This is a genomic window from Bacteroides sp. K03 (genome assembly GCF_019734355.1).
Lineage (GTDB): Bacteria > Bacteroidota > Bacteroidia > Bacteroidales > Bacteroidaceae > Bacteroides > Bacteroides nordii.
In genome coordinates this window covers 1-23,463 of the sequence record NZ_JAASHC010000034.1, presented here as the reverse complement: position 1 = coordinate 23,463, position 23,463 = coordinate 1, and the positions used below count along the sequence as shown (strand labels likewise).

The 23,463-nt window shown below is 40.4% G+C and carries 18 protein-coding genes and 5 tRNA genes; 4 read left to right on the top strand and 19 right to left on the bottom strand.

The features are described 5' to 3' along the window. Positions 1 to 107 precede the first annotated feature (107 nt). The 17 genes from rpoC to rpsU form a co-directional block, all read right to left on the bottom strand. Entirely contained in the window at positions 108 to 4,391 is a 4,284-nt protein-coding gene (rpoC, locus tag HCG69_RS17665; protein WP_221651129.1) for a DNA-directed RNA polymerase subunit beta', read from the bottom strand. Between the two features lie 113 nt (positions 4,392 to 4,504). Then, complete coding sequence (gene rpoB / locus HCG69_RS17660) at positions 4,505 to 8,317, bottom strand: DNA-directed RNA polymerase subunit beta (RefSeq protein ID WP_221651128.1); 3,813 nt, start codon at positions 8,315 to 8,317, stop codon at positions 4,505 to 4,507. A 104-nt stretch (positions 8,318 to 8,421) separates the two neighbouring features. Further along, positions 8,422 to 8,796, bottom strand: a complete 375-nt coding sequence (rplL, locus tag HCG69_RS17655; protein WP_005928990.1) for a 50S ribosomal protein L7/L12 — start codon at positions 8,794 to 8,796, stop codon at positions 8,422 to 8,424. Positions 8,797 to 8,890: 94 nt separating this feature from the next. Continuing rightward, positions 8,891 to 9,412 (bottom strand): 50S ribosomal protein L10, encoded by a 522-nt coding sequence (gene rplJ, locus HCG69_RS17650; protein WP_221651127.1) that lies wholly within the window; start codon positions 9,410 to 9,412, stop codon positions 8,891 to 8,893. 15 nt (positions 9,413 to 9,427) lie between these two features. Continuing rightward, positions 9,428 to 10,126 (bottom strand): 50S ribosomal protein L1, encoded by a 699-nt coding sequence (gene rplA / locus HCG69_RS17645; RefSeq protein WP_221651126.1) that lies wholly within the window; start codon positions 10,124 to 10,126, stop codon positions 9,428 to 9,430. A gap of 15 nt (positions 10,127 to 10,141) precedes the next feature. Next, on the bottom strand, positions 10,142 to 10,585 hold the full coding sequence (gene rplK, locus HCG69_RS17640) for a 50S ribosomal protein L11 (protein WP_002558085.1): 444 nt from the start codon (positions 10,583 to 10,585) through the stop codon (positions 10,142 to 10,144). Between the two features lie 57 nt (positions 10,586 to 10,642). Next, positions 10,643 to 11,185, bottom strand: coding sequence for a transcription termination/antitermination protein NusG (gene nusG / locus HCG69_RS17635; RefSeq protein WP_002558086.1), 543 nt, complete (start codon positions 11,183 to 11,185; stop codon positions 10,643 to 10,645). 15 nt (positions 11,186 to 11,200) lie between these two features. Beyond that, on the bottom strand, positions 11,201 to 11,392 hold the full coding sequence (gene secE, locus HCG69_RS17630; protein WP_044094928.1) for a preprotein translocase subunit SecE: 192 nt from the start codon (positions 11,390 to 11,392) through the stop codon (positions 11,201 to 11,203). Positions 11,393 to 11,406: 14 nt separating this feature from the next. Continuing rightward, positions 11,407 to 11,479, bottom strand: a tRNA-Trp gene (locus HCG69_RS17625). Between the two features lie 54 nt (positions 11,480 to 11,533). After that, positions 11,534 to 12,718, bottom strand: a complete 1,185-nt coding sequence (gene tuf / locus HCG69_RS17620) for an elongation factor Tu (RefSeq protein ID WP_002558087.1) — start codon at positions 12,716 to 12,718, stop codon at positions 11,534 to 11,536. 50 nt (positions 12,719 to 12,768) lie between these two features. Next, positions 12,769 to 12,840: transfer RNA gene (locus tag HCG69_RS17615), tRNA-Thr, on the bottom strand. Between the two features lie 12 nt (positions 12,841 to 12,852). Beyond that, positions 12,853 to 12,925 (bottom strand) — tRNA-Gly (locus HCG69_RS17610). A 34-nt stretch (positions 12,926 to 12,959) separates the two neighbouring features. Next, positions 12,960 to 13,042: transfer RNA gene (locus HCG69_RS17605), tRNA-Tyr, on the bottom strand. 157 nt (positions 13,043 to 13,199) lie between these two features. Then, a tRNA-Thr gene (locus tag HCG69_RS17600) sits at positions 13,200 to 13,273 on the bottom strand. A gap of 96 nt (positions 13,274 to 13,369) precedes the next feature. Next, the gene (hpf, locus tag HCG69_RS17595) at positions 13,370 to 13,669 is read right to left on the bottom strand and encodes a ribosome hibernation-promoting factor, HPF/YfiA family (protein WP_002558088.1); all 300 of its coding nucleotides are present in this window, start codon (positions 13,667 to 13,669) and stop codon (positions 13,370 to 13,372) included. 14 nt (positions 13,670 to 13,683) lie between these two features. Further along, complete coding sequence (gene xerC / locus HCG69_RS17590) at positions 13,684 to 14,565, bottom strand: tyrosine recombinase XerC (RefSeq protein ID WP_221651125.1); 882 nt, start codon at positions 14,563 to 14,565, stop codon at positions 13,684 to 13,686. 73 nt (positions 14,566 to 14,638) lie between these two features. Next, positions 14,639 to 14,830: a 30S ribosomal protein S21 gene (gene rpsU, locus HCG69_RS17585; RefSeq protein WP_002558090.1), complete on the bottom strand. Its 192-nt coding sequence runs from the start codon at positions 14,828 to 14,830 to the stop codon at positions 14,639 to 14,641. Between the two features lie 190 nt (positions 14,831 to 15,020). On the opposite strand from rpsU, the gene HCG69_RS17580 reads away from it, so the two are divergent. Both HCG69_RS17580 and HCG69_RS17575 read left to right on the top strand, forming a co-directional pair. Continuing rightward, positions 15,021 to 16,802, top strand: coding sequence for an aminopeptidase P family protein (locus tag HCG69_RS17580; protein ID WP_221651124.1), 1,782 nt, complete (start codon positions 15,021 to 15,023; stop codon positions 16,800 to 16,802). Positions 16,803 to 16,817: 15 nt separating this feature from the next. After that, positions 16,818 to 17,339 (top strand): gamma carbonic anhydrase family protein, encoded by a 522-nt coding sequence (locus HCG69_RS17575; RefSeq protein ID WP_221651123.1) that lies wholly within the window; start codon positions 16,818 to 16,820, stop codon positions 17,337 to 17,339. A gap of 131 nt (positions 17,340 to 17,470) precedes the next feature. On the opposite strand, the gene HCG69_RS17570 is transcribed toward HCG69_RS17575, so the two are convergent. Further along, positions 17,471 to 18,691 (bottom strand): 3-deoxy-D-manno-octulosonic acid transferase, encoded by a 1,221-nt coding sequence (locus tag HCG69_RS17570; protein WP_002558093.1) that lies wholly within the window; start codon positions 18,689 to 18,691, stop codon positions 17,471 to 17,473. Between the two features lie 17 nt (positions 18,692 to 18,708). Then, complete coding sequence (gene gltX / locus HCG69_RS17565) at positions 18,709 to 20,226, bottom strand: glutamate--tRNA ligase (protein ID WP_002558094.1); 1,518 nt, start codon at positions 20,224 to 20,226, stop codon at positions 18,709 to 18,711. A 94-nt stretch (positions 20,227 to 20,320) separates the two neighbouring features. Between gltX and HCG69_RS17560 the strand changes: the two genes are divergently transcribed. Continuing rightward, positions 20,321 to 22,381, top strand: coding sequence for an HD family phosphohydrolase (locus HCG69_RS17560; RefSeq protein WP_002558095.1), 2,061 nt, complete (start codon positions 20,321 to 20,323; stop codon positions 22,379 to 22,381). Continuing rightward, positions 22,378 to 23,154: a hypothetical protein gene (locus tag HCG69_RS17555; RefSeq protein WP_221651122.1), complete on the top strand. Its 777-nt coding sequence runs from the start codon at positions 22,378 to 22,380 to the stop codon at positions 23,152 to 23,154. The genes HCG69_RS17560 and HCG69_RS17555 overlap by 4 nt, the downstream gene beginning before the upstream one ends. The last annotated feature ends 309 nt before the right edge of the window (positions 23,155 to 23,463 follow it).

The following is a 23,463-nucleotide window of genomic DNA, read 5'->3' as shown; positions in this document are numbered from 1 at the left end:
AAGTACCCAAAAACAAATCGCACTGAAATAATCAAAGCCAAAACACAAAAAAGGAGCAATTACCATCATGGCAATTACTCCTTCTTACTATAGTCAATTGAATTGTATTATTCTACTTCATTATAATCAAGTACCGTTTTCTTATTAGCTAAGATACGATCATACTCTTCCTTTGAACCAACAATAACTTTATCAAACTCACGTTGACCTGTACCAGCAGGAATTAAGTGACCACAGATCACATTTTCCTTCATACCTTCAAGCTTATCAATCTTACCGTTGATAGCAGCTTCGTTCAATACTTTTGTTGTTTCCTGGAAGGATGCAGCTGACATAAAGCTGGAAGTTTGCAAAGCGGCACGTGTAATACCTTGAAGAATCTGAGTAGAGGTAGCAGCAATAGCATCACGCACTTCCACCGGTTTCAAGTCACGGCGCTTCAACATACTGTTTTCATCACGCAACTTACGCGCAGTTACAATCTGTCCTGGCTGCATTGTCTGAGAATCACCTGCATCTACAACTACTTTCTTACCCCAGATACGATCATTCTCTTCCATAAACTCAAGTTTATCAACGACCTGTTGTTCAAGGAAACGAGTATCTCCGGGTTCGTCAATTTCAACTTTACGCATCATTTGACGAACAATAATTTCAAAATGCTTATCGTTAATTTTCACACCCTGCAAACGGTATACGTCCTGAACCTCATTCACGATATACTCTTGCACCGCTGTCGGACCTTTAATAGCCAAAATATCAGCTGGTGTAATGGCACCGTCTGACAACGGAGTACCAGCACGAACATAGTCATTCTCCTGTACCAGAATCTGCTTAGATAAGTTAACAAGGTACTTCTTAACCTCACCGGTTTTAGAGGTAACTACAATTTCACGATTACCACGTTTAATTTTACCCATAGTAACCTCACCATCAATTTCCGATACAACAGCCGGATTTGACGGGTTACGTGCTTCGAACAGTTCGGTAACACGTGGAAGACCACCAGTGATATCACCAGCTTTACCTACTGCACGCGGTATCTTCACAATAACCTCACCAGCTTTCACCTTCTGACCATTCTCAATGATAACGTGTCCACCCACAGGCAAGTTGTAAGTACGAATCAAATCACCATCTTCAGTAAGAATATGAGCTGAAGGCACCTTAGTCTTATCTTTAGACTCTATGATGATAATTTCACGAAGTCCGGTTGCTTCATCCGATTCAACCTTATAAGTAACGTTCTCAACAACACTCTCAAATTCAATCTTACCAGTAGCCTCAGTAATAATAACAGCGTTGAACGGATCCCACTTAGCAATAAGTTTACCCTTCTCAACCACTTCGCCATCAGCTACATACAATGTAGAGCCATAAGGTACATTGTGAGTAGACAGAACTATATTCGTATTTACATCTACGAAACGTACTTCAGCCAAACGACCTACTACAACCTTCGCTGCTTCACCAGTTTCATCAACAACGTCTACGGTACGGAGCTCTTCAAATTCCAGACGAGCTGCATTCTTAGCCACAATACTTGCATTAGCTGCAATATTAGCAGCAGTACCACCGGCGTGGAACGTACGCAAAGTCAACTGTGTACCCGGTTCACCAATTGATTGGGCAGCGATTACACCGACAGCCTCACCTTTCTGAACCATACGGCTCGTAGCAAGATTACGTCCATAACACTTAGCACATACACCCTTCTTTGATTCACAAGTCAATACTGAACGGATTTCAACGCTCTCAATCGGAGATTCCTGAATCTTCTTAGCGATGTCTTCTGTTATTTCTTCTCCACCTGAAACAAGCAATTCACCTGTTGTAGGATGAATAATATCATGTACAGATACACGACCAAGAATACGTTCATATAGAGTTGCAATAACTTCATCGTTATTCTTCAAGTCTGTACAAACCAATCCGCGAAGTGTACCACAGTCCTCCTCATTAATAATCACATCATGCGAAACGTCCACCAGACGGCGAGTCAGATATCCTGCATCGGCAGTCTTTAGTGCAGTATCGGCCAAACCTTTACGAGCACCATGGGTAGAGATAAAGTACTCCAACACCGAAAGTCCTTCTTTAAAGTTCGATAAGATCGGATTTTCAATAATCTGTCCACCTTCTGCACCAGCCTTCTGCGGTTTAGCCATCAAACCACGCATACCTGACAACTGACGGATCTGTTCCTTAGAACCACGCGCACCAGAATCAAGCATCATATATACAGAGTTAAAGCCTTGATCATCTGAAGAAATAGTTTTCATCAAGATATTAGACAACTCAGAGTTTACATGTGTCCAGATATCGATCACCTGATTATAACGTTCATTATTGGTGATGAAACCCATATTATAGTTATTGATCACCTGTTCTACTTCGTCATAACCCTTTTGAACCAATACTTCTTTCTCCTTGGGGATAATAATATCACCCAAGTTAAATGACAAGCCACCCTTAAAGGCCATCTGGTAACCAAGATTTTTAATTCCATCAAGGAAATCAGCAGCTTTCGCTACACCGCATACCTTAATTACATCACTAATGATGTCACGAAGTGATTTTTTAGAGATAATGGTATTAATATAACCAGCTTCAGGCGGAACAATCTCGTTAACAATAACACGTCCAACCGAAGTCTCACGCATTACATCTATAATATTACCGTTTTCGTCAACATCCTTCACGATAACTTTCACCGGAGCATGAATATCAACCTTACCTTCATTGTAAGCGATCAATGCTTCTTCCGGACCGTAGAAAGTTAAACCTTCTCCTTTAGCACCCGTACGCAACTTGGTTATATAATACAAGCCAAGCACCATATCCTGTGCAGGTACTGTAATAGGAGCGCCATTAGCCGGATTCAAAATATTATGTGACTGAAGCATCAACATTTGTGCTTCAAGAATAGCTTCATTACTCAAAGGCAAGTGAACAGCCATCTGGTCGCCATCAAAGTCGGCATTGAACGCTGTACAAGCAAGTGGATGCAACTGAATAGCTTTACCTTCGATCATCTTCGGTTGAAAAGCCTGAATACCCAAGCGGTGAAGAGTCGGAGCACGGTTCAGTAACACAGGATGTCCTTTCATTACATGCTCAAGAATATCCCAAATTACTGGTTCTTTACGGTCTACAATCTTCTTTGCCGACTTCACAGTTTTTACAATACCGCGTTCAATCAACTTACGAATGATAAATGGTTTATAAAGTTCGGCAGCCATCAATTTAGGAATACCGCATTCACCCATTTTCAACTCAGGACCTACAACGATAACCGAACGAGCTGAATAGTCAACACGCTTACCAAGCAAATTCTGACGGAAACGTCCTTGTTTACCCTTCAAACTATCTGATAATGACTTCAGCGGACGATTAGCGTCCGTCTTAACAGCACTTGATTTGCGCGAGTTATCAAACAATGAGTCAACCGATTCCTGAAGCATACGTTTTTCATTACGCAAAATAACTTCCGGAGCCTTGATTTCAATCAAACGTTTCAAACGATTGTTACGGATAATCACACGACGGTAAAGGTCATTCAAATCCGATGTAGCAAAACGACCACCATCCAACGGCACCAGCGGGCGAAGTTCAGGAGGAATAACCGGTACAATACGTACGATCATCCATTCCGGCTTATTACGTCCACGAGATGCACGGAACGACTCCACCACCTGTAAACGTTTCAGAGCCTCATTTTTGCGTTGCTGTGAAGCATCATTTCCAGCGCGGTGACGCAGCTCATATGACAATGCATCCAAATCAAGACGTGCCAGAAGATCATAAATAGCCTCTGCCCCCATCTTAGCAATGAACTTATTCGGATCTGTATCTTCGAGATACTGATTTTCTTTCGGAAGCGTATCCAGAATATCCAAATATTCTTCTTCTGAAAGCAAATCATATTCAGCTACGCCATCCTCAGCTTTAACACCCGGCTGAATCACAACGTAACGCTCGTAATAAATGATAGAATCCAGTTTCTTGGTAGGCAAGCCCAACAAATAACCGATCTTATTAGGAAGTGAGCGGAAATACCAGATGTGAGCCACCGGCACTACAAGCTGAATATGTCCCATACGTTCACGACGTACTTTCTTTTCAGTAACTTCTACACCGCAACGGTCGCAGACGATACCTTTATAACGGATACGTTTATACTTACCGCAATGGCATTCATAATCCTTAATAGGACCAAAGATACGCTCACAGAACAAACCGTCACGTTCTGGTTTGTAAGTACGGTAATTAATGGTTTCAGGCTTTAATACTTCACCACTCGAATTCTCTAGGATTTCTTCCGGAGAAGCCAAACCAATAGAGATTTTCGAGAAATTGCTCTTCGTCTTATTTTCTTTTCTAAAAGCCATACTCTTATATTAGTTGAAAATTGAAAGTTAAAAGTCGAAAGTTGAAGTTTGATAATTGAAAGCAGAGAGTAATAAAACTTTCAACTTTCAATTATCAACTTTCAACTAAATAATTATTCCAGATTAATGCTTAGTCCCAAGCCTCTCAACTCGTGTAACAACACATTTAAAGATTCCGGGATACCAGGTTGCGGCATAGGTTCCCCCTTAACGATTGCTTCGTAAGCTTTAGAACGTCCCACAACATCATCTGATTTAATTGTCAATATTTCCTGGAGAATGTGTGCAGCACCGAAACCTTCGAGTGCCCAAACCTCCATTTCTCCGAAACGCTGACCACCAAACTGAGCTTTACCACCAAGTGGCTGCTGAGTAATAAGTGAGTACGGACCGATAGAACGAGCATGCATCTTATCTTCAACCATGTGACCAAGTTTAAGCATATAAGTTACACCTACAGTTGCTGCCTGGTCAAATTTCTCACCTGTACCACCGTCGCAAAGATAAGTCTTGCAATAACGCGGCAATCCTGCTTTATCTGTCCACTGATCCAAGTCCTCCATGGTAGCACCATCGAAAATAGGAGTAGCAAACTTAACGCCAAGTGTCTTTCCTGCACGACCAAGAACAGCTTCAAAAATCTGTCCGATATTCATACGCGAAGGCACACCCAACGGATTCAAGACAATGTCAACCGGAGTACCATCTTCCAGGAATGGCATATCTTCCTGACGTACAACACGGGAAACAATACCCTTGTTACCATGACGACCTGCCATTTTATCACCGACACCAATCTTGCGTTTTTTAGCAATATATACTTTTGCCATCTGAATAATACCTGCAGGGAGTTCGTCACCAATAGTGATAGCAAACTTCTTACGTTTCAATTCAGCATCAAGCTCTTTATACTTCTTGATATAGTTCATCACCAAATCACGAATCATACTATTAATATGTTCATCATTCGTCCAATTACTTAACTGAATAGAAGTAAAGTCAAGTGAGTCAAAATCTGACACATTAAATTTGGAACCCTTCGCAATTACTTCAGCTCCCAAATAATCCTTTACTCCCAGTGAAACCTTACCTTCAGTCAATGTCATTAGCTTCTTCACAAGAATACGTTTCAAGTCTGAAGCTTTTCCTTCAAACTCATCATCTATCTTCGGAAGCAAGGCTTTATCAGCCAACTTAGAACTGCGGTTCTTTATTACACGTGAGAAGAGTTTCTTATCAATAACCACACCCTTCAATGAAGGAGAAGCTTTCAAAGAAGCATCTTTCACATCACCAGCTTTATCACCAAAGATAGCACGAAGCAATTTCTCTTCAGGAGAAGGATCAGACTCACCCTTCGGAGTGATTTTACCAATCATGATATCCCCCGGCTGAATACGTGCACCAATACGCACAATACCGTTCTCATCAAGATCTTTAGTGGCCTCTTCACTTACATTAGGAATATCGGAAGTAAGTTCCTCCATTCCGCGTTTTGTTTCGCGAACCTCTAATGAGTATTCTTCAACATGTACAGAAGTGAGCAAGTCTTCACGAACAACACGTTCGTTCAATACGATAGCATCCTCATAGTTATATCCCTTCCATGGCATATATGCAACGAGCAAATTCTTACCCAATGCCAATTCACCATTTTCAGTAGAATAACCTTCTGTCAGGATTTGCCCCTTCGTTACCCGATCACCTCTATTACAGATCGGACGAAGGTCAATTGTCATATTTTGGTTGGTCTTACGGAATTTAGGAATTCTATATTCTTTCAGAGCCGATTCAAAACTTACAAATTCTTCGTCTTCGGTACGATCATACAAAATACGAATGGTAGTAGCATCAACATAATCAATTACGCCATCACCTTCTGCAGTAATCTGCGTACGTGAATCTCTAACCAACTGACGTTCGATACCAGTACCTACAATAGGAGCTTCACTTCTCAATAAAGGAACTGCCTGGCGCATCATGTTAGATCCCATCAATGCGCGGTTAGCATCATCATGTTCCAAGAACGGAATCAAAGAAGCTGCAATAGAAGCAATCTGCTGAGGAGAAACATCCATCAACTCTACTTCAGCAGGTTCCACAACTGGGAAATCAGCATCCTGACGAGATTTTACTTTGTTACGAATAAATGTTCCATCATCATTCAACGGAGCATTACCCTGTGCAATGACCTTACCTTCTTCTTCTTCTGCAGTCAGATAAATCAAACCGTTATCAGAAAGATCTACCTTAGCATTCTCTACTTTACGATATGGAGTTTCAATGAATCCAAGGTCATTAATTTTTGCAAATACACACAATGACGAAATCAAACCGATATTCGGACCTTCCGGTGTTTCAATCGGGCAAAGACGACCATAATGTGTGTAATGAACGTCACGAACCTCAAATCCGGCACGTTCACGGGAAAGACCACCAGGACCCAGTGCAGACATACGACGCTTGTGAGTAATCTCAGCCAGCGGGTTTGTCTGATCCATAAACTGTGACAAAGCATTGGTTCCGAAGAATGAATTAATAACAGAAGAAATTGTCTTCGCATTGATCAAGTCAATCGGAGTAAACACTTCGTTATCACGAACATTCATACGTTCACGAATAGTACGTGACATACGAGCCAGACCAACAGCAAACTGATTAGACAGCTGTTCACCTACTGTACGTACACGACGATTACTCAAGTGGTCAATATCATCCACATCTGCTTTTGAGTTAATCAACTCAATCAGATATTTAATGATTTCAATAATATCTTCCTTGGTAAGAACACGTACATCCATGTCAGTCGTCAGATTCAACTTTTTGTTGATTCTATAACGGCCTACATCACCAAGGTCATATCTCTTTTCCGAGAAGAACAGGTTGTTTATTACCTCACGTGCACTTGCATCATCGGCAGGATCTGCATTACGCAACTGACGATAAATATAAAGCACCGCTTCTTTTTCCGAGTTACTCGGGTCCTTCTGCAAAGTATTATATATAATGGAGTAATCAGACTGATTCGGCTCATCCTTATGGATCAGGATGTTCTGAACGCCCGATTCAATAATTTCATTGATATGTTCTTCCTCAATGACAGTTTCACGGTCGATAATAACTTCATTACGCTCGATAGAAACTACTTCACCAGTATCTTCATCAACAAAATCTTCAATCCAGGTTTTCAAAACACGGGCAGCCAGCTTACGACCCACGATTCTCTTAAGATTTGTCTTGTTTACCTTTACATCTTCTGCCAGGTTAAAAATCTCAAGAATATCTTTATCATTTTCAAAGCCAATCGCTCTCAACAGCGTTGTTACAGGCAGTTTTTTCTTTCGGTCGATGTATGCGTACATCACATTATTGATGTCGGTAGCAAACTCAATCCATGAACCCTTGAATGGAATAATACGTGCCGAGTATAATTTCGTACCGTTAGCATGAACACTCTGACCGAAGAATACACCCGGAGAACGATGAAGCTGGGACACAACTACACGTTCGGCACCATTGATGACAAAAGTCGCCTTTTCAGTCATATAGGGAATCGGGCCAAGAAATACATCCTGAATCACCGTATCAAAATCCTCATGGTCAGGATCAGTACAGTAAAGCTTGAGTTTCGCTTTCAAAGGGACACTATAAGTAAGCCCACGCTCTATACAATCATCAATGGTATAACGCGGCGGATCAATATAATAGTCCAAAAACTCAAGAACAAAATTGTTTCTTGTATCGGCAATAGGGAAGTTTTCAGCAAATACTTTATACAATCCCTCATTCTTACGCTTTTCGGGCGGGGTGTCTAGTTGTAGAAAGTCTTGGAATGACTTCAATTGTACTTCCAGGAAATCCGGATATTCAAGCGGATTCTTAGTCGAAGCAAAATTAACTCTTTGATTTACAGTATTTGAAGACATCTGTCAATGAATTTGAAGAACTTAATTTTAAATATATACACAAAAAGGTTAAGAATCCTCTTGCGAAGGATTCTTAACCGAATTACCTGATTTCCAGGCTAATGTTATTTAAGTTCAACTTCAGCTCCAGCTTCTTCCAATGTTTTCTTCAATGATTCTGCTTCGTCTTTAGCCAAACCTTCTTTTACTACGCTAGGAGCACCGTCTACCATGTCCTTAGCTTCTTTCAAACCAAGACCACAAGCTTCCTTAACGGCCTTTACAACCTGAAGTTTAGCTGCACCAGCGCTTTTCAATACTACGTCGAAAGAAGTTTTTTCTTCTGCAGCAGCAGCACCAGCTGCAGGACCAGCAGCAACAGCAACAGCTGCAGCAGCAGGTTCAATACCGTATTCTTCTTTAAGGATAGTTGCAAGTTCATTAACTTCTTTTACTGTCAAGTTAACTAATTGTTCTGCAAAAGCTTTCAAATCTGCCATTTTTTGTATGATTTTAATTGTTTAATTACTTTGTTGATTATAAAAATTATTCGGGTCTTTACTTCCTTCACAGTCAGTGACCCTTTTTTGAAACTTACGCTTCGGTACGTTCACCAAGAGTTTTGAGAACTCCGTGAAGGGTGTTACCACCTGATTGAAGAGCAGAAATAACATTCTTGGCCGGAGATTGCAACAGGGCAATAACGTCAGCAATAACTTCATTTTTACTCTTAATAGCTACGAGAGCATCCAACTGGTCAGCACCAACATAGAAGCTTTCTTCTGCATAAGCAGCTTTCAGTCCGGGAATTCCATCTTTAGCTTTATCTTTGATCAATTTAGCCGGTGCATTAGCAACGTTACTAAACATAACAGCAGTAGTGCCAGTCAAAGAATTGTAAAGAGGAGAAAAATCTTCTTCTAAAGATTCAAGCGCTTTGTGAAGCAGTGTATTCTTAACCACCATCAATTTGATGTCAGCTTTGAAACAAGCTCTTCTCAAGGCACTTGTAGCAGCAGCGTTCATAGCTGTTACATCTACCAGGTAGAAGTGACCATATTCCTTTACTGTATCAGCGATATGCGCAATAATCGTATTTTTATCTTCCTTTCTCATTATTCCTCCGTTTTATTAGATTTCCTCTACCGACTTCGGGTCGATTTTGATACCCGCACTCATCGTGCTAGAAAGATAAATACTCTTAATATATGTACCCTTGGCTGCTGTCGGTTTCAATTTATTCAATGTAGCAATAAATTCTTTTGCGTTATCGCGAATTTTTTCTGCATCGAATGAAACTTTACCAATTGAAGTATGAACAATACCGCTCTTATCAACTTTGAAGTCAATCTTACCTTGTTTTACTTCTTTTACAGCTTTAGCAACATCCATAGTTACAGTACCACTCTTCGGGTTAGGCATCAATCCGCGAGGACCGAGCACACGACCGAGTGCACCAATTTTACCCATGATAGATGGCATAGTGATAATTACATCAATATCAGTCCACCCACCTTTGATCTTTTCGATATATTCATCCAGACCAACATAGTCAGCACCCGCTTCTTTTGCAGCAGCTTCAGCATCCGGTGTACACAGTACCAACACACGAACTTCTTTACCAGTACCATGAGGAAGTGAAACGACACCTCTCACCATCTGGTTAGCCTTACGTGGATCAACACCTAAACGTACATCAATATCTAATGAAGCATCAAACTTAGTAAAAGTAATTTCCTTTACCAAAGATGCAGCCTCTTTCAGTGAGTATGCTTTCCCTGCTTCAATTTTTCCTGCAGCTAACTTTTGATTTTTTGTCAGTTTACCCATTACAATTGAAGTTTATTAATTATTAACCGGGAACTCCCCTTTTACAGCGATACCCATACTTCTAGCTGTACCTGCAACCATTTTCATGGCAGCTTCCACAGTAAAACAGTTCAAGTCAACCATTTTGTCCTGAGCAATCGTACGAACCTGTTCCCAAGTCAACTCGGCAACTTTCTTACGGTTAGGCTCAGCAGAACCACTCTTTACCTTAGCTACTTCAAGCAATTGAATAGCAACGGGAGGAGTCTTGATTACAAAATCGAAAGACTTATCTGCGTAGTAAGTAATAATAACAGGCAGAATTTTACCTGCTTTGTCCTGGGTTCTGGCATTGAATTGCTTGCAAAACTCCATGATATTGATTCCCTTAGAACCCAATGCAGGTCCAACGGGAGGTGATGGATTTGCAGCGCCTCCTTTAATCTGTAATTTGATTAGTCCAGCAACTTCTTTAGCCATTTTTTAATTGATTTATATATAAACATTAATGAAGAATACTACAGCGTAACACCTGCACTATTCCTTTTCCACTTGCATAAAGCCCAATTCAAGCGGCGTTTTGCGCCCGAATATCTTTACCATGACCTTTAGTTTCTTTTTTTCACTATTCACCTCTTCAATGATACCACTGAATCCGCTGAAAGGGCCAAAAGTAACCTTTACAGTTTCACCTACAACATATGGGATATTTAACTCTTCTCCCGTCTCCTGCAGTTCATCCACTGTACCAAGTATACGATTCACTTCCGATTGTCTAAGGGGTACCGGCTTTTCAGAGCCGCCCAAAAAACCTATCACATTAGGAGTATTTCTCAAGTGATGAGACACCTCACCTACCAGAGCAGCCTCCACCAAAACGTAACCAGGAAGATAACTTCTTTCCTTCACAATTTTTTTACCATTGCGAACCTGATATACTTTTTCGGTAGGAATCAATACCTGAGACACATATTCGCCTAGGTCGCTGTTTTTAATATCAGCTTCAAGATACTCTTTAACCTTAGCTTCTTTTCCACTAATGGCACGCAAAACATACCATTTCTTTTCAATCTCAGACATCGCCATTCCTTTTGTTTAATGTGGATAAATTATTTTCTCCATGAAATTTTGGAAACAAAGATCCATCAAGAATACCAGCACTGCAATTATCAGGGAAGCATATAAAACAGCAACTGCATTACTGGACAGTTCAGAATACGTAGGCCACGATACTTTATGTACAAGTTCGTCGTAAGATTCTTTAATATAAGCTACTACTTTTTTCATCTTATAAAAATTAGCACGGGAGGAGAGGCTCGAACTCCCGACACCCGGTTTTGGAGACCGGTGCTCTACCAACTGAGCTACTCCCGTTTGTACATAATCAGTTCCCGATTTACACCGAGAACTGATCAAGTTTATTTAATATTAGTCAAGAATTTCAGTAATCTGACCAGCACCTACCGTACGTCCACCTTCGCGGATAGCGAAACGAAGACCCGGATTCAATGCTACCGGATAGATCAATTCTACAGTGATAGTTACGTTATCACCCGGCATTACCATTTCAGTTCCTTCCGGAAGAGTGATCTCACCTGTACAGTCCATAGTACGCAGATAGAACTGAGGACGATATTTGTTGTGGAATGGAGTGTGACGTCCACCTTCTTCTTTCTTCAGGATATAAACCTCTGCTTTGAATCTAGAGTGAGGTTTGATCTGACCTGGTTTACAAAGAACCATACCACGTTTGATTTCGTTCTTATCAACACCACGAAGCAACAGACCTACGTTATCACCAGCTTCACCCTGATCCAGCAATTTGCGGAACATTTCAACACCAGTTACAACAGATTTCTTATCTTCACCCAAACCAAGGATTTCAACTTCATCACCTACGTGAATAATACCAGTTTCGATACGACCTGTTGCAACAGTACCACGACCAGTGATAGAGAACACGTCTTCTACCGGCATCAAGAAAGGTTTATCAACATCACGCGGAGGCAGTGGAATCCAGTTATCAACAGCATCCATCAACTCCATCACTTTGTCTTCCCATTTTTCTACACCGTTCAATGCACCCAAAGCAGAACCACGGATGATAGGAGTATTGTCACCGTCGAAATCATAGAATGAAAGAAGTTCTCTCATTTCCATTTCAACAAGTTCCAACATTTCTTCATCATCAACCATGTCACACTTATTCATGAATACAACCAACTTCGGAACGTTTACCTGACGAGCCAAAAGGATGTGCTCGCGAGTCTGAGGCATCGGACCATCAGTAGCAGCAACTACGATGATAGCACCATCCATCTGAGCAGCACCAGTTACCATGTTCTTAACGTAGTCGGCGTGACCCGGACAGTCTACGTGTGCATAGTGACGGTTTGCAGTAGAATATTCTACGTGTGAAGTATTAATTGTAATACCTCTTTCTTTTTCTTCAGGAGCATTATCGATTGAATCGAAAGAACGCAATTCTGAAAGACCTTTCTTTGCCAACACTGTAGTGATAGCAGCAGTCAAGGTTGTCTTACCGTGGTCTACGTGACCGATTGTACCAATGTTTACGTGCGGTTTGTCACGATTGAATTTCTCTTTAGCCATAGCTTTACTTGTTATTTATTTGATTAATAATCAGCATTTACATCCTACTGAGCTGTTACCGGGATTTGAACCCGGGACCTCTTCCTTACCAAGGAAGTGCTCTACCACTGAGCTATAACAGCAAGAAAAAAGAGAGCGGAAGACGGGGCTCAAACCCGCGACCCTCAGCTTGGAAGGCTAATGCTCTATCAACTGAGCTACTTCCGCATCTGCCAAAGTTTACACTCTGTCTTCTTGTTTGTGGGCAAAGATGGATTCGAACCACCGAAGTCGAAAGACAGCAGATTTACAGTCTGCCCCATTTGGCCACTCTGGTATTTGCCCTTAATTAGTTGAAAGTTGAGAGTTAAAAATTACAATATACTTATTAAACCCAACATCAACATTTTTCTATAATTGAACAAAGTCTCCAATTTCATCGTTTATCAATAAAAGCTATTCAAAACTTTCAATTTTAAACTCTCAACCTTCAACTTTTTCGAGCCTCTTGTCGGATTCGAACCAACGACCCCGAGATTACAAATCACGTGCTCTGGCCAACTGAGCTAAAGAGGCAACTACTCAAAAAATGCAACCGTCACGTTCTAACGCGAGCGAAACGGCTGCAAATTTAGTTATTTATTTCTTTCCCGCAAAACTTTTGCGAACTTTTTATTTACTACGTTGTTTTTCCTTGTATTTAACCAGTTGTTTTCCGAGAGCTTCCACACTCACATCAATAGCCTCTTCAAATGTGTCGCAAATTTTACTCGCATAAAACTCCCCATTTGGAACAAGCACTTTTACTCCGGCTTCCTTATTTTCTGCCGTTTCTGGTTTTACTACCTTTAATGACACCTCTACTTTCTTTATATCTTCGTAATATTTCTCCAACTTAGACACTTTCTTCTGAATGAAAGCCTGCAATTGTTCTGTTGCATCAAAGTGAATCGATTGAATTCTAATTTCCATACTTACCTCCTTTTTTAAGCCCGTGGATGGGCTTGTTTATACACTTTTTTAAGTTCTTCAAAAGTAGTGTGCGTATAAATTTCAGTAGTAGCCAAACTACTATGACCAAGAAGTTCTTTAACTGCACCCAACTCCGCTTCATTATTCAGCATCGTTGTTGCAAAAGTATGCCTTAACACATGAGGACTTCTCTTTTTAAGCGTCACCACCTTTGACAGGTTCCGTTTCACTAAATTATAGACCAGATTTTTATAAAGTCGTTCGCCATTCTCTTTTACAAAAAAAGCATCAGACATTTTTTGAATCTGCCCGTTTCGCATATCAACATATTTACGCATTTCTTCCTTCAGTTCTTCACCAAAAGGAATCAAGCGTTGTTTATTCCTCTTTCCCGTCACTTTCAAAAGAGAAGCTGAAAAATCCACATCCACATCATCAAGACCAATCAATTCTGAAAGCCTCATACCAGTAGCATAAAACATTTCAATAATCAAATGATCCCGACATCCTTTAAATCCTTCGCCAAAATCCGTTTCATCCAACAACTTGTTCATTTCATTCTCTTTCAAAAAAGAAGGAAGAGGCTTTTTATTTTTTGGACCTGTTATTTTTCGTAATGGATCCACCGTTACCTCACCTCGCTTTAAAAGAAACTTATAAAACGACCGGAGCGAACTTAGTTTACGATTTACAGAAGTCGAAGTATACCCCTTATCCATCAACAAAACAATCCATTCACGAATAAGTTCAGGTTTTACTTCTACTGGATTAAACTCTCCAATCTCATCCTGAGCGAACTCCTTTAGTTGAGAAATATCTTCACCGTAAGCTAAAACGGTTTTTTCAGAATAATTCCGCTCATACCGGAGATAATCAAGAAAAGAGTCTGTCAACATACCATCGCTACATCTATAATTTTGCAACGAATGTATGAAAAGAAATCAATAATTCAAAGGAAATTACGAATTATTAATCTTCTACTTGCTGAAGTTGCTGAACGTAAACGGCACGCTCTTTCTTAAGTCTTTTAGTTACAGATGGTTTATCAAACTGCTGTCTGCTTCTTAATTCTTTAACGATACCGGTTTTTTCAAATTTTCTCTTAAACTTCTTCAGCGCTTTTTCAATGTTTTCGCCTTCTTTTACAGGTACTACAATCATTTTATTACTATTAAATATGTTATGGTTTAAAATTTCCGCAGTTAAATTGCGCCGCAAAATTACACATACTTTCTTTATTCACAAAACTTTCGGCAATTATTTCTCAAAATCAGTGCATATGCATCTCCTTACAAGCTATTTCCGAAGAAAAATACTACCTTTGGAGGAAACTTATAATACCTATATTTATATGAAGCAAACGATTAACGAACGCATACAAGCACTGCGGTTGATACTCAAAAGTAAATCAATCAGTGCCTTCATTATTCCAAGTACCGATCCGCATCTCAGTGAATATGTAGCTCCACACTGGAAAATACGGGAATGGATTTCCGGTTTCACCGGCTCAGCCGGAACAGTAGTTATACTGGAAGATAAAGCCGGACTGTGGACAGACTCCCGATATTTTTTGCAGGCTACACAGCAATTGGAGGGTACAGACATCACTTTATACAAAGAGATGTTGCCGGAAACACCCACAATTACAGACTTTTTATGCCAGAATATTAAACCCGGAGAAACTATAGGTATCGATGGCAAAATGTTCTCAGTGGAACAGGTAGAACAAATGAGAAGAAAATTTGAGGTAGAGAATATCCATTTAGAAACTTGTGGTGATTTACCAGGAGAAATATGGAAAGAACGCCCGGACATGCCCAGTACACCAGCTTTCATATACAGACTCAAATATGCAGGAAAAAGTTGTCAGGAAAAAATTGAAGCAATCCGGACTAATTTAAAAAAACAAGGAACAGATGGACTATTTCTTTCAAGTCTAGACGAAATAGCCTGGACACTAAACCTCAGAGGAAGCGATGTACATTGTAACCCGGTAATCATAAGTTATTTATTGATTACACAAAACAATATTACTTATTTCATCTCACCGGAGAAAATAACCAAAGAGGTAGAAAATTACCTGAAAGAACAACAGGTAAGTATACAACCTTACAATGAAGTCGAGAATTATCTGAGAAAACTTAATATAAAAAACCTGCTACTTAATCCGTCCAAAACAAACTATGCCATCTATTCGGCAGTAAATCCGGCTTGTAATATCGTTTATGCCGAGTCACCCGTAACATTACTAAAAGCAGTCCGCAACGAACAGGAAATTGCCGGGGTTCATGCTGCAATGCAACGAGATGGAGTAGCATTGGTACGTTTTCTTAAATGGCTGGAAGAAGTAGTGCCTTCAGGACTGGAAACAGAACTCAGCATAGACAAAAAGTTACATGAATGCCGTGCTGCTCAAGCACTTTATATGGGTGAAAGTTTTGATACTATCGCCGGATACAAAGAACACGGAGCAATCGTACATTATTCGGCAACACCGGAGACAGATGCGACCTTACTTCCGAAAGGCTTTTTACTTTTGGATTCGGGCGCGCAGTATCTGGACGGCACAACGGATATTACCCGTACCATTGCTTTAGGTGAGTTAACTGAGGAAGAAAAGACTGACTATACATTGATACTCAAAGGTCATATAGCACTTGCTATGGCTAAGTTTCCTACAGGAACGCGCGGAGCCCAACTGGATGTTTTGGCACGAATGCCGATATGGCAACATAAAATGAACTTTCTGCACGGTACCGGCCATGGTGTAGGCCACTTCCTCAGCGTACACGAAGGTCCGCAAAGTATTCGCATGAATGAAAACCCTGTCATTCTCCAGCCTGGCATGGTGACATCCAACGAACCAGGAGTATACAAAGCCGGAAGTCATGGTATCCGCACAGAAAATCTGACACTGGTACGCAAGGCAGACGAAGGAATGTTTGGCGATTATCTGGAATTTGAAACAATCACCCTCTGCCCTATTTGCAAGAAGGGAATCATCAAAGAGATGCTAACCGCCGAGGAGGTGTCATGGTTGAATGCATATCATCAAAAGGTGTACGAAAAACTATCACCCGATTTAAACGAAGAAGAAAAGAAATGGTTGCAGGAAGCAACAGCAGCAATTTAATAATTATAGAGAAATATGGCTTTAATAAAATCAGTTAGAGGATTTACCCCTGAAATAGGCGAGAACTGCTTTCTCGCTGATAATGCTGTGATCATCGGCGACGTAAAAATGGGATGTGACTGTAGTATATGGTTCAGCACCGTGTTGCGCGGTGATGTAAATTCTATCCGTATAGGTAATGGAGTGAACATACAGGATGGAAGTGTATTACATACCTTATATGAAAAATCGACCATCGAAATAGGCGATCACGTTTCAGTAGGCCATAATGTAACTATTCACGGAGCTACTGTAAAGGACTATGCCTTGATAGGAATGGGCTCTACCCTACTCGATCACGCTGTAATTGGTGAAGGTGCCATTGTAGCAGCAGGTTCATTAGTACTAAGCAATACCATTATTGAACCTGGGAGTATATGGGGAGGTGTACCTGCTAAGTTTATAAAAAAGGTAGATCCGGAGCAAGCAAAAGAGCTGAATCAAAAAATAGCTCACAACTATCTGATGTACTCTTCCTGGTATAAGGAAAAAGAATAAAAAAAGTGAGAGATAACCCGGAAAAAGTTATCTCTCATTTTTTTATATATACTAACTTAGAACCTGTTTAAATTTTCCTCATAAAAGTTTTTATCCAGTTTGTTTTGAGCAAAATTTAAGCAGACTCTTACCTAAAAGTTAATCATATGTAGTATCCGATCGGTTGCCCCGGCATTACTTGTAACGTAATATCCGGCATTGGCTCCGGTTTCGCGTAGGAAAACCTCGTCGGAAAGCATCTTGTCCAACAGACTTTGCAACTCTTCATAATTCTTGATAGAGTAAGCTCCCTTTGCTTCCAATAATTGCACAGCCTCCATAAACTTCTGATATTTAGGGCCAAACACTACAGGAATACCATAAACAGCTGCTTCCAGTGTATTATGGATACCTACTCCAAAACCACCTCCAATATAGGCAATCTCTCCATAACGATAAATAGACGACAACAATCCATAGCAGTCGATTAACAGGCAGTCCGCTTTCAACACATTCTTTTCGTCGGCACGAGTATAACGTACATACGGACGTTTCAACTTACTGATAATTTCTACCAAATGATTTTCATCAATAACGTGTGGAGCAATAATAAGCTTCATTTCCGGATGGCTATTGAAATATTCCAAAAACAGATCCTCGTCAGGCCCCCAGGAACTTCCGGCGACAAAAGTCAAAGACTGCCCCTTAAACATCTTGACCAATGGCAGATCTTTAGCCTCTTCACGTATTTGCAACACACGGTCAAAACGAGTATCACCTACTACTGTCACACGTGTAATACCTATCTTTGACAAATAACGTTTCGAAGTTTCATTCTGCACAAACAGATGATCGAAGTCTTTCAGCACATTACGATACGTTCCACCATACCATTTGAAAAAGATCTGATCCCGGCGAAAAATAGAAGAAACACTATATACCGGAATACGGCGTTTATGCATTTCATCCAGATAGTTCTTCCAGAATTCATATTTTATAAAAAATGCCATACAGGGATTCACGATATCCAAAAACTTCTTCACATTACGAGGTTTATCGAATGGTAAGTAGCAAACGATATCCGCTCCCCGGTAGTTCTTACGAACTTCATATCCTGAAGGAGAAAAGAAGGTAAGAAGTATCTTATAATCCGGATATTTTTCCCTGATTTTTTCAATAAGAGGCCGTCCCTGTTCAAACTCACCCAAAGATGCAGCATGAAACCAGATATAACGGGCATCCTTCTCCACCTGCTGACGGAGAAGTTCATACACCACCCAATGGCCTTTCATCATTTTTCGGGGTTTCCGACTAAATGGGGCGGCCAGATGGACTACAATGTCGTAAATGACTATTGCCAGATCGTAGAGCATATCGCGTATGTATTGTATTACTTCAGAACCTCTACAGCGCGTTTCATACGAGCCACAGTTTCTTCCTTACCCAATACCCAGGAAATATCGAACATATGCGGACCTTTGCCTTCTCCAACCAATGTCAGACGGAATGCATTCATAATATTACCGGTATGATACTCCTTTTCCGCAATCCAGTCCATCACAATTTTCTCTTGTCCTTCGATGCTGAAATCATCAATACCAGCCAACACTTCTGCCAACTCGGTCATACACTTAGCAGAATCTTCCTTCCAGCGCTTTTTCACCGTCTTTTCGTCATATTCTGCAGGTGCAACAAAGAAAAAGCTGCAAACATCCCATAACTCACGCACAAAACTTACACGGTCTTTCATCATACCTACCACAGTCACCACCTTTTCAAAGGGAGCTTCCACACCATGCTCTTTCAAGATAGGAATAAAGAGCTCAGCTATTTCCTCATTGGATTTCTGTTGAATATACTGATGATTGAACCAGATGCCTTTTTTATAGTCAAATTTAGCACCCGACTTACTGCAACGATGCAAATCAAAAAGCCGGATTAGTTCATCCATTGACATCACTTCCTGATCATTACCAGGATTCCATCCCAGCAAAGCAAGGAAATTAATCACTGCTTCGGGCAAATAACCGGCTTCACGATAACCAGATGACACCTCGCCTGTCTTTGGGTCGTGCCATTCGAGCGGGAATACCGGAAAGCCAAGACGATCACCGTCACGTTTACTCAATTTACCATTACCTTCAGGTTTAAGCAACAAAGGCAGGTGAGCAAATGCAGGCATTGTATCTTCCCAGCCGAAAGCACGGTAAAGTAATACGTGCAAAGGCGCAGAAGGCAACCATTCTTCACCACGGATCACATGAGAAACTTCCATCAAATGGTCGTCCACGATGTTTGCCAGATGATAAGTGGGGAGTTCATCGGCCGATTTATAAAGTACTTTATCATCCAGAATAGATGAATTAATAATCACTTCACCCCGGATGAGATCATTAACATGCACATCCTCATTGGGTTCTATTTTAAAACGGACCACGTATTGTTTGCCTTCAGCAATCAACGCATCCACTTCATCTTTTGAAAGAGTCAATGAGTTACGCATCATCCCCCGTGTAGAGGCGTCATATTGAAAATTTGCTATTTCAGCACGCTTAGCATCCAATTCTTCGGGAGTATCAAAAGCAATATAGGCCTTGCCATTGTCTAGCAGTACTTTTACATACTTCTTGTATATTTCGCGGCGTTCAGATTGGCGGTATGGACCATGCTCTCCTCCAAAACTCACTCCTTCATCAAAATGAATTCCAAGCCATTTGAAAGATTCAAGGATATATTCTTCTGCACCGGGTACAAAACGGTTTGAATCAGTATCTTCAATGCGGAAAATCATATCCCCTCCATGCTGACGAGCAAAGAGATAATTATACAAAGCTGTACGCACACCACCGATGTGCAATGCTCCCGTAGGACTCGGAGCAAAGCGAACTCTTACTTTTCTTTCTGCCATAATTTGCGTTAGTATAGGTAAATCGTGGCAAAATTAAACTTTTTTTTCCACACGATTGTTTTTTTTTGTACTTTTCGCAAAAAATTCAAAGGATATGAATCATCTCAAGAAAAAAAACAGCTTCTCCTACAGAGATTTATTATACAAAGCACTGATATTTGTAGCTACGGTAACAGTTATTGTATACTTCCTACCCCGTGATAACAAATTCAACTATCAGTTTGACACTAACAAACCTTGGAGATATGGGCAGTTGATAGCTACATTCGGCTTTCCCATTTACAAAGATGATGCAGTAGTAAAACGAGAACAAGACAGTCTGCTTGCCTCCTTTCAACCTTATTATCAATTAAATAAGGATGTAGAAAAAGATGCACTCATCAAATTAAAAGAGAATTATCAGAATCATCTTAAAGGAATTCTACCTTCCTATGATTATATCCGTTATATTGAACGAACGTTGAAAGATATTTATACTGCCGGCATTGTTTCGACAGAAGATGCTCAGAAACTGGATAAAGACAGCACAACAGCCATAATGAAAATAGATGATAAAATGGCTGAATCACAACTTACTGCCAATCTCTATACCTTAAAGGAAGCATATGAACATCTGCTTTCTGCCGATACAGCCCATTACAGCCGGGACATCCTACGCCAATGCGCTCTCAACGAATATATATCTCCCAACCTGACTTATGACCAGAAACGTACACAAACGGTAAAAGAAGACATTCTGGACAACTACTCATGGACCAGTGGAGTGGTAGTGAGCGGACAGAAAATCATTGACCGTGGTGAAATTGTCAGTCCGAAAACATACAGCATATTAGAGTCTCTCCGGAAAGAGTCGATTAAACGGAGTGAATCGCTGGGGCAGAAGCAACTTATACTGGTAGGTCAAATACTCTTTGTCAGTATTCTCACTCTTTGCTTTATGCTTTATCTGGAGCTCTTCCGGAAAGACTACTATCAACGAAAAGGCAGTTTATCACTACTATTCATATTAATTGTATTCTACAGCGTAATCACTGCACTAATGGTGACGCATAGTATATTTAATGTGTATATCCTGCCATATGCCATGCTCCCCATTATCATACGGGTATTTCTCGATTCCCGAACCGCTTTTCTGACGCATGTCATTACGATACTGATTTGTTCAATAGCATTGCGGTTTCCTCATGAATTTATATTAACACAGCTGGCAGCAGGCCTGGTGGCTATCTTCAGTTTGCGGGAACTTTCACAGAGGTCTCAACTGTTCCGAACTGCTCTCCTGGTAATACTCACTTATGCAGCCGTTTACTTTGCATTTGAACTGATAACAGAAAATGACCTCGCAAAGTTAAACGTAAGAATGTATACCTATTTTATTATTAATGGCATTTTATTATTATTTGCCTATCCATTATTGTTCCTCCTGGAAAAAACATTCGGATTCACCTCTAATGTAACTCTGGTGGAACTATCAAATATCAACAATGACCTGCTCCGCCAAATGTCCGAAACAGTGCCCGGTACATTCCAGCACTCTATGCAAGTAGCCAATCTTGCCGCAGAGGCAGCCATCCGCATTGGAGCTAAAAGCCAGTTGGTACGTACCGGTGCCTTATATCACGACATCGGCAAAATGGAAAATCCGGCATTCTTCACCGAAAATCAATCCGGAGGAATCAACCCACACAAAAATCTGAATTACGAACAGAGTGCACAAGTCGTCATCAATCATGTAACGGATGGCCTTAAACTGGCAGAGAAATACAACCTTCCAAAAGTTATAAAAGATTTTATCAGCACTCATCACGGACGAGGTAAAACAAGATTCTTCTACATATCCTGGAAAAACGAACATCCCGGTGAAGAACCTGATGACGAAAAGTTCACCTATCCGGGCCCTAATCCTTTCTCCAAAGAAACTGCCATACTGATGATGGCGGATGCTGTAGAAGCAGCCTCACGTAGTTTGCCCGAATACACAGAAGAAAGTATCAGTAACCTGGTAGAAAAGATAATCGATTCTCAGATTGAGGAGGGATATTTCAAAGAATGCCCCATCACTTTCAAGGATATTGCAACTGTAAAAGCTGTATTCAAAGAAAAATTGAAAACGATTTACCACACACGTATCAGTTATCCGGAATTAAAAAAATGAAAATGACATCAAAGGAACAAAAACAGGCCGAAAGACTGTTGCAACGCAACGGTGTAGGACTTCATGATATCGGGAGTTTTAGTTTTATGAAACGATATTATCAGATGCCACGTAAAAGTAACCTGATATCAAAAGACAAATATGGTGCCGGAGTACTCACTTTACACTTGAATAAAGGTACAACGAAAGTAATCTATCTTCCTTTATATCGCCATCCAACAGCCATTATCCACTATTTGTTATCCCAGGGGATACCCTTCGATAACTATAAACCGGGAAAAAGAGAAGCAGGAATAACCATTCCTGAAAAGAAATACTGCCGTTCGTCTTTGTATCTCCTTTATTTTACCTCTTTATTTATTGTATTTGCTATATTAGGATGTAAGATGATTGTATCGGGCATATTATGGGGAATTATTCCGGGAATACTCTCCCTTACTCTCAGTGCTTTTCTGCTGTATGCACTACTCACCCGCTTTGGATATCTGACGCTCAATAATGATAACCTCACAGTACATAGCATCGGACGAACCGTGACTTTTCCTTATAATAGCCTGCGGAAAGTAAATTTTGATTATGCCCGTGAACGAACTTTCACATACAATATGGAGGTATTGGACCAAGGCTATAACTATTATCTATATTATATAGGAAGGGTTCCGCGTAGAAAACTGAAAGAAATTACAGAACATTTGCTTCAGGCTGGTATTGATGCTACCTGCTACATAGAGACAGATAAACGTTACTACCAGGATGACTATAGCAAACATTAGTTCTCGGAATGAGTATTCATATAAATAGCACATTGCAATTTGTAAATATTAAGAAACAGCGAATAAACTGAGAAATCTAAATGTAATTCTTAAAACCAAGAAAAAAAACGCTACAATCAGACTCACTCACAAAACACTGTACATCAATATGTTATATAAATATTTTTTTTCTCGCAGACAAACGAAGCGTTCCTCTACGAGTTTCGACTCGTTTGTCGTAGAGAAACGCCCCTTTCCTCTACCATTATCTTTGCCATGGAAAACATAGTTCTTTATGAACGTTAATAAGAATAAATTTCTTAATATTGT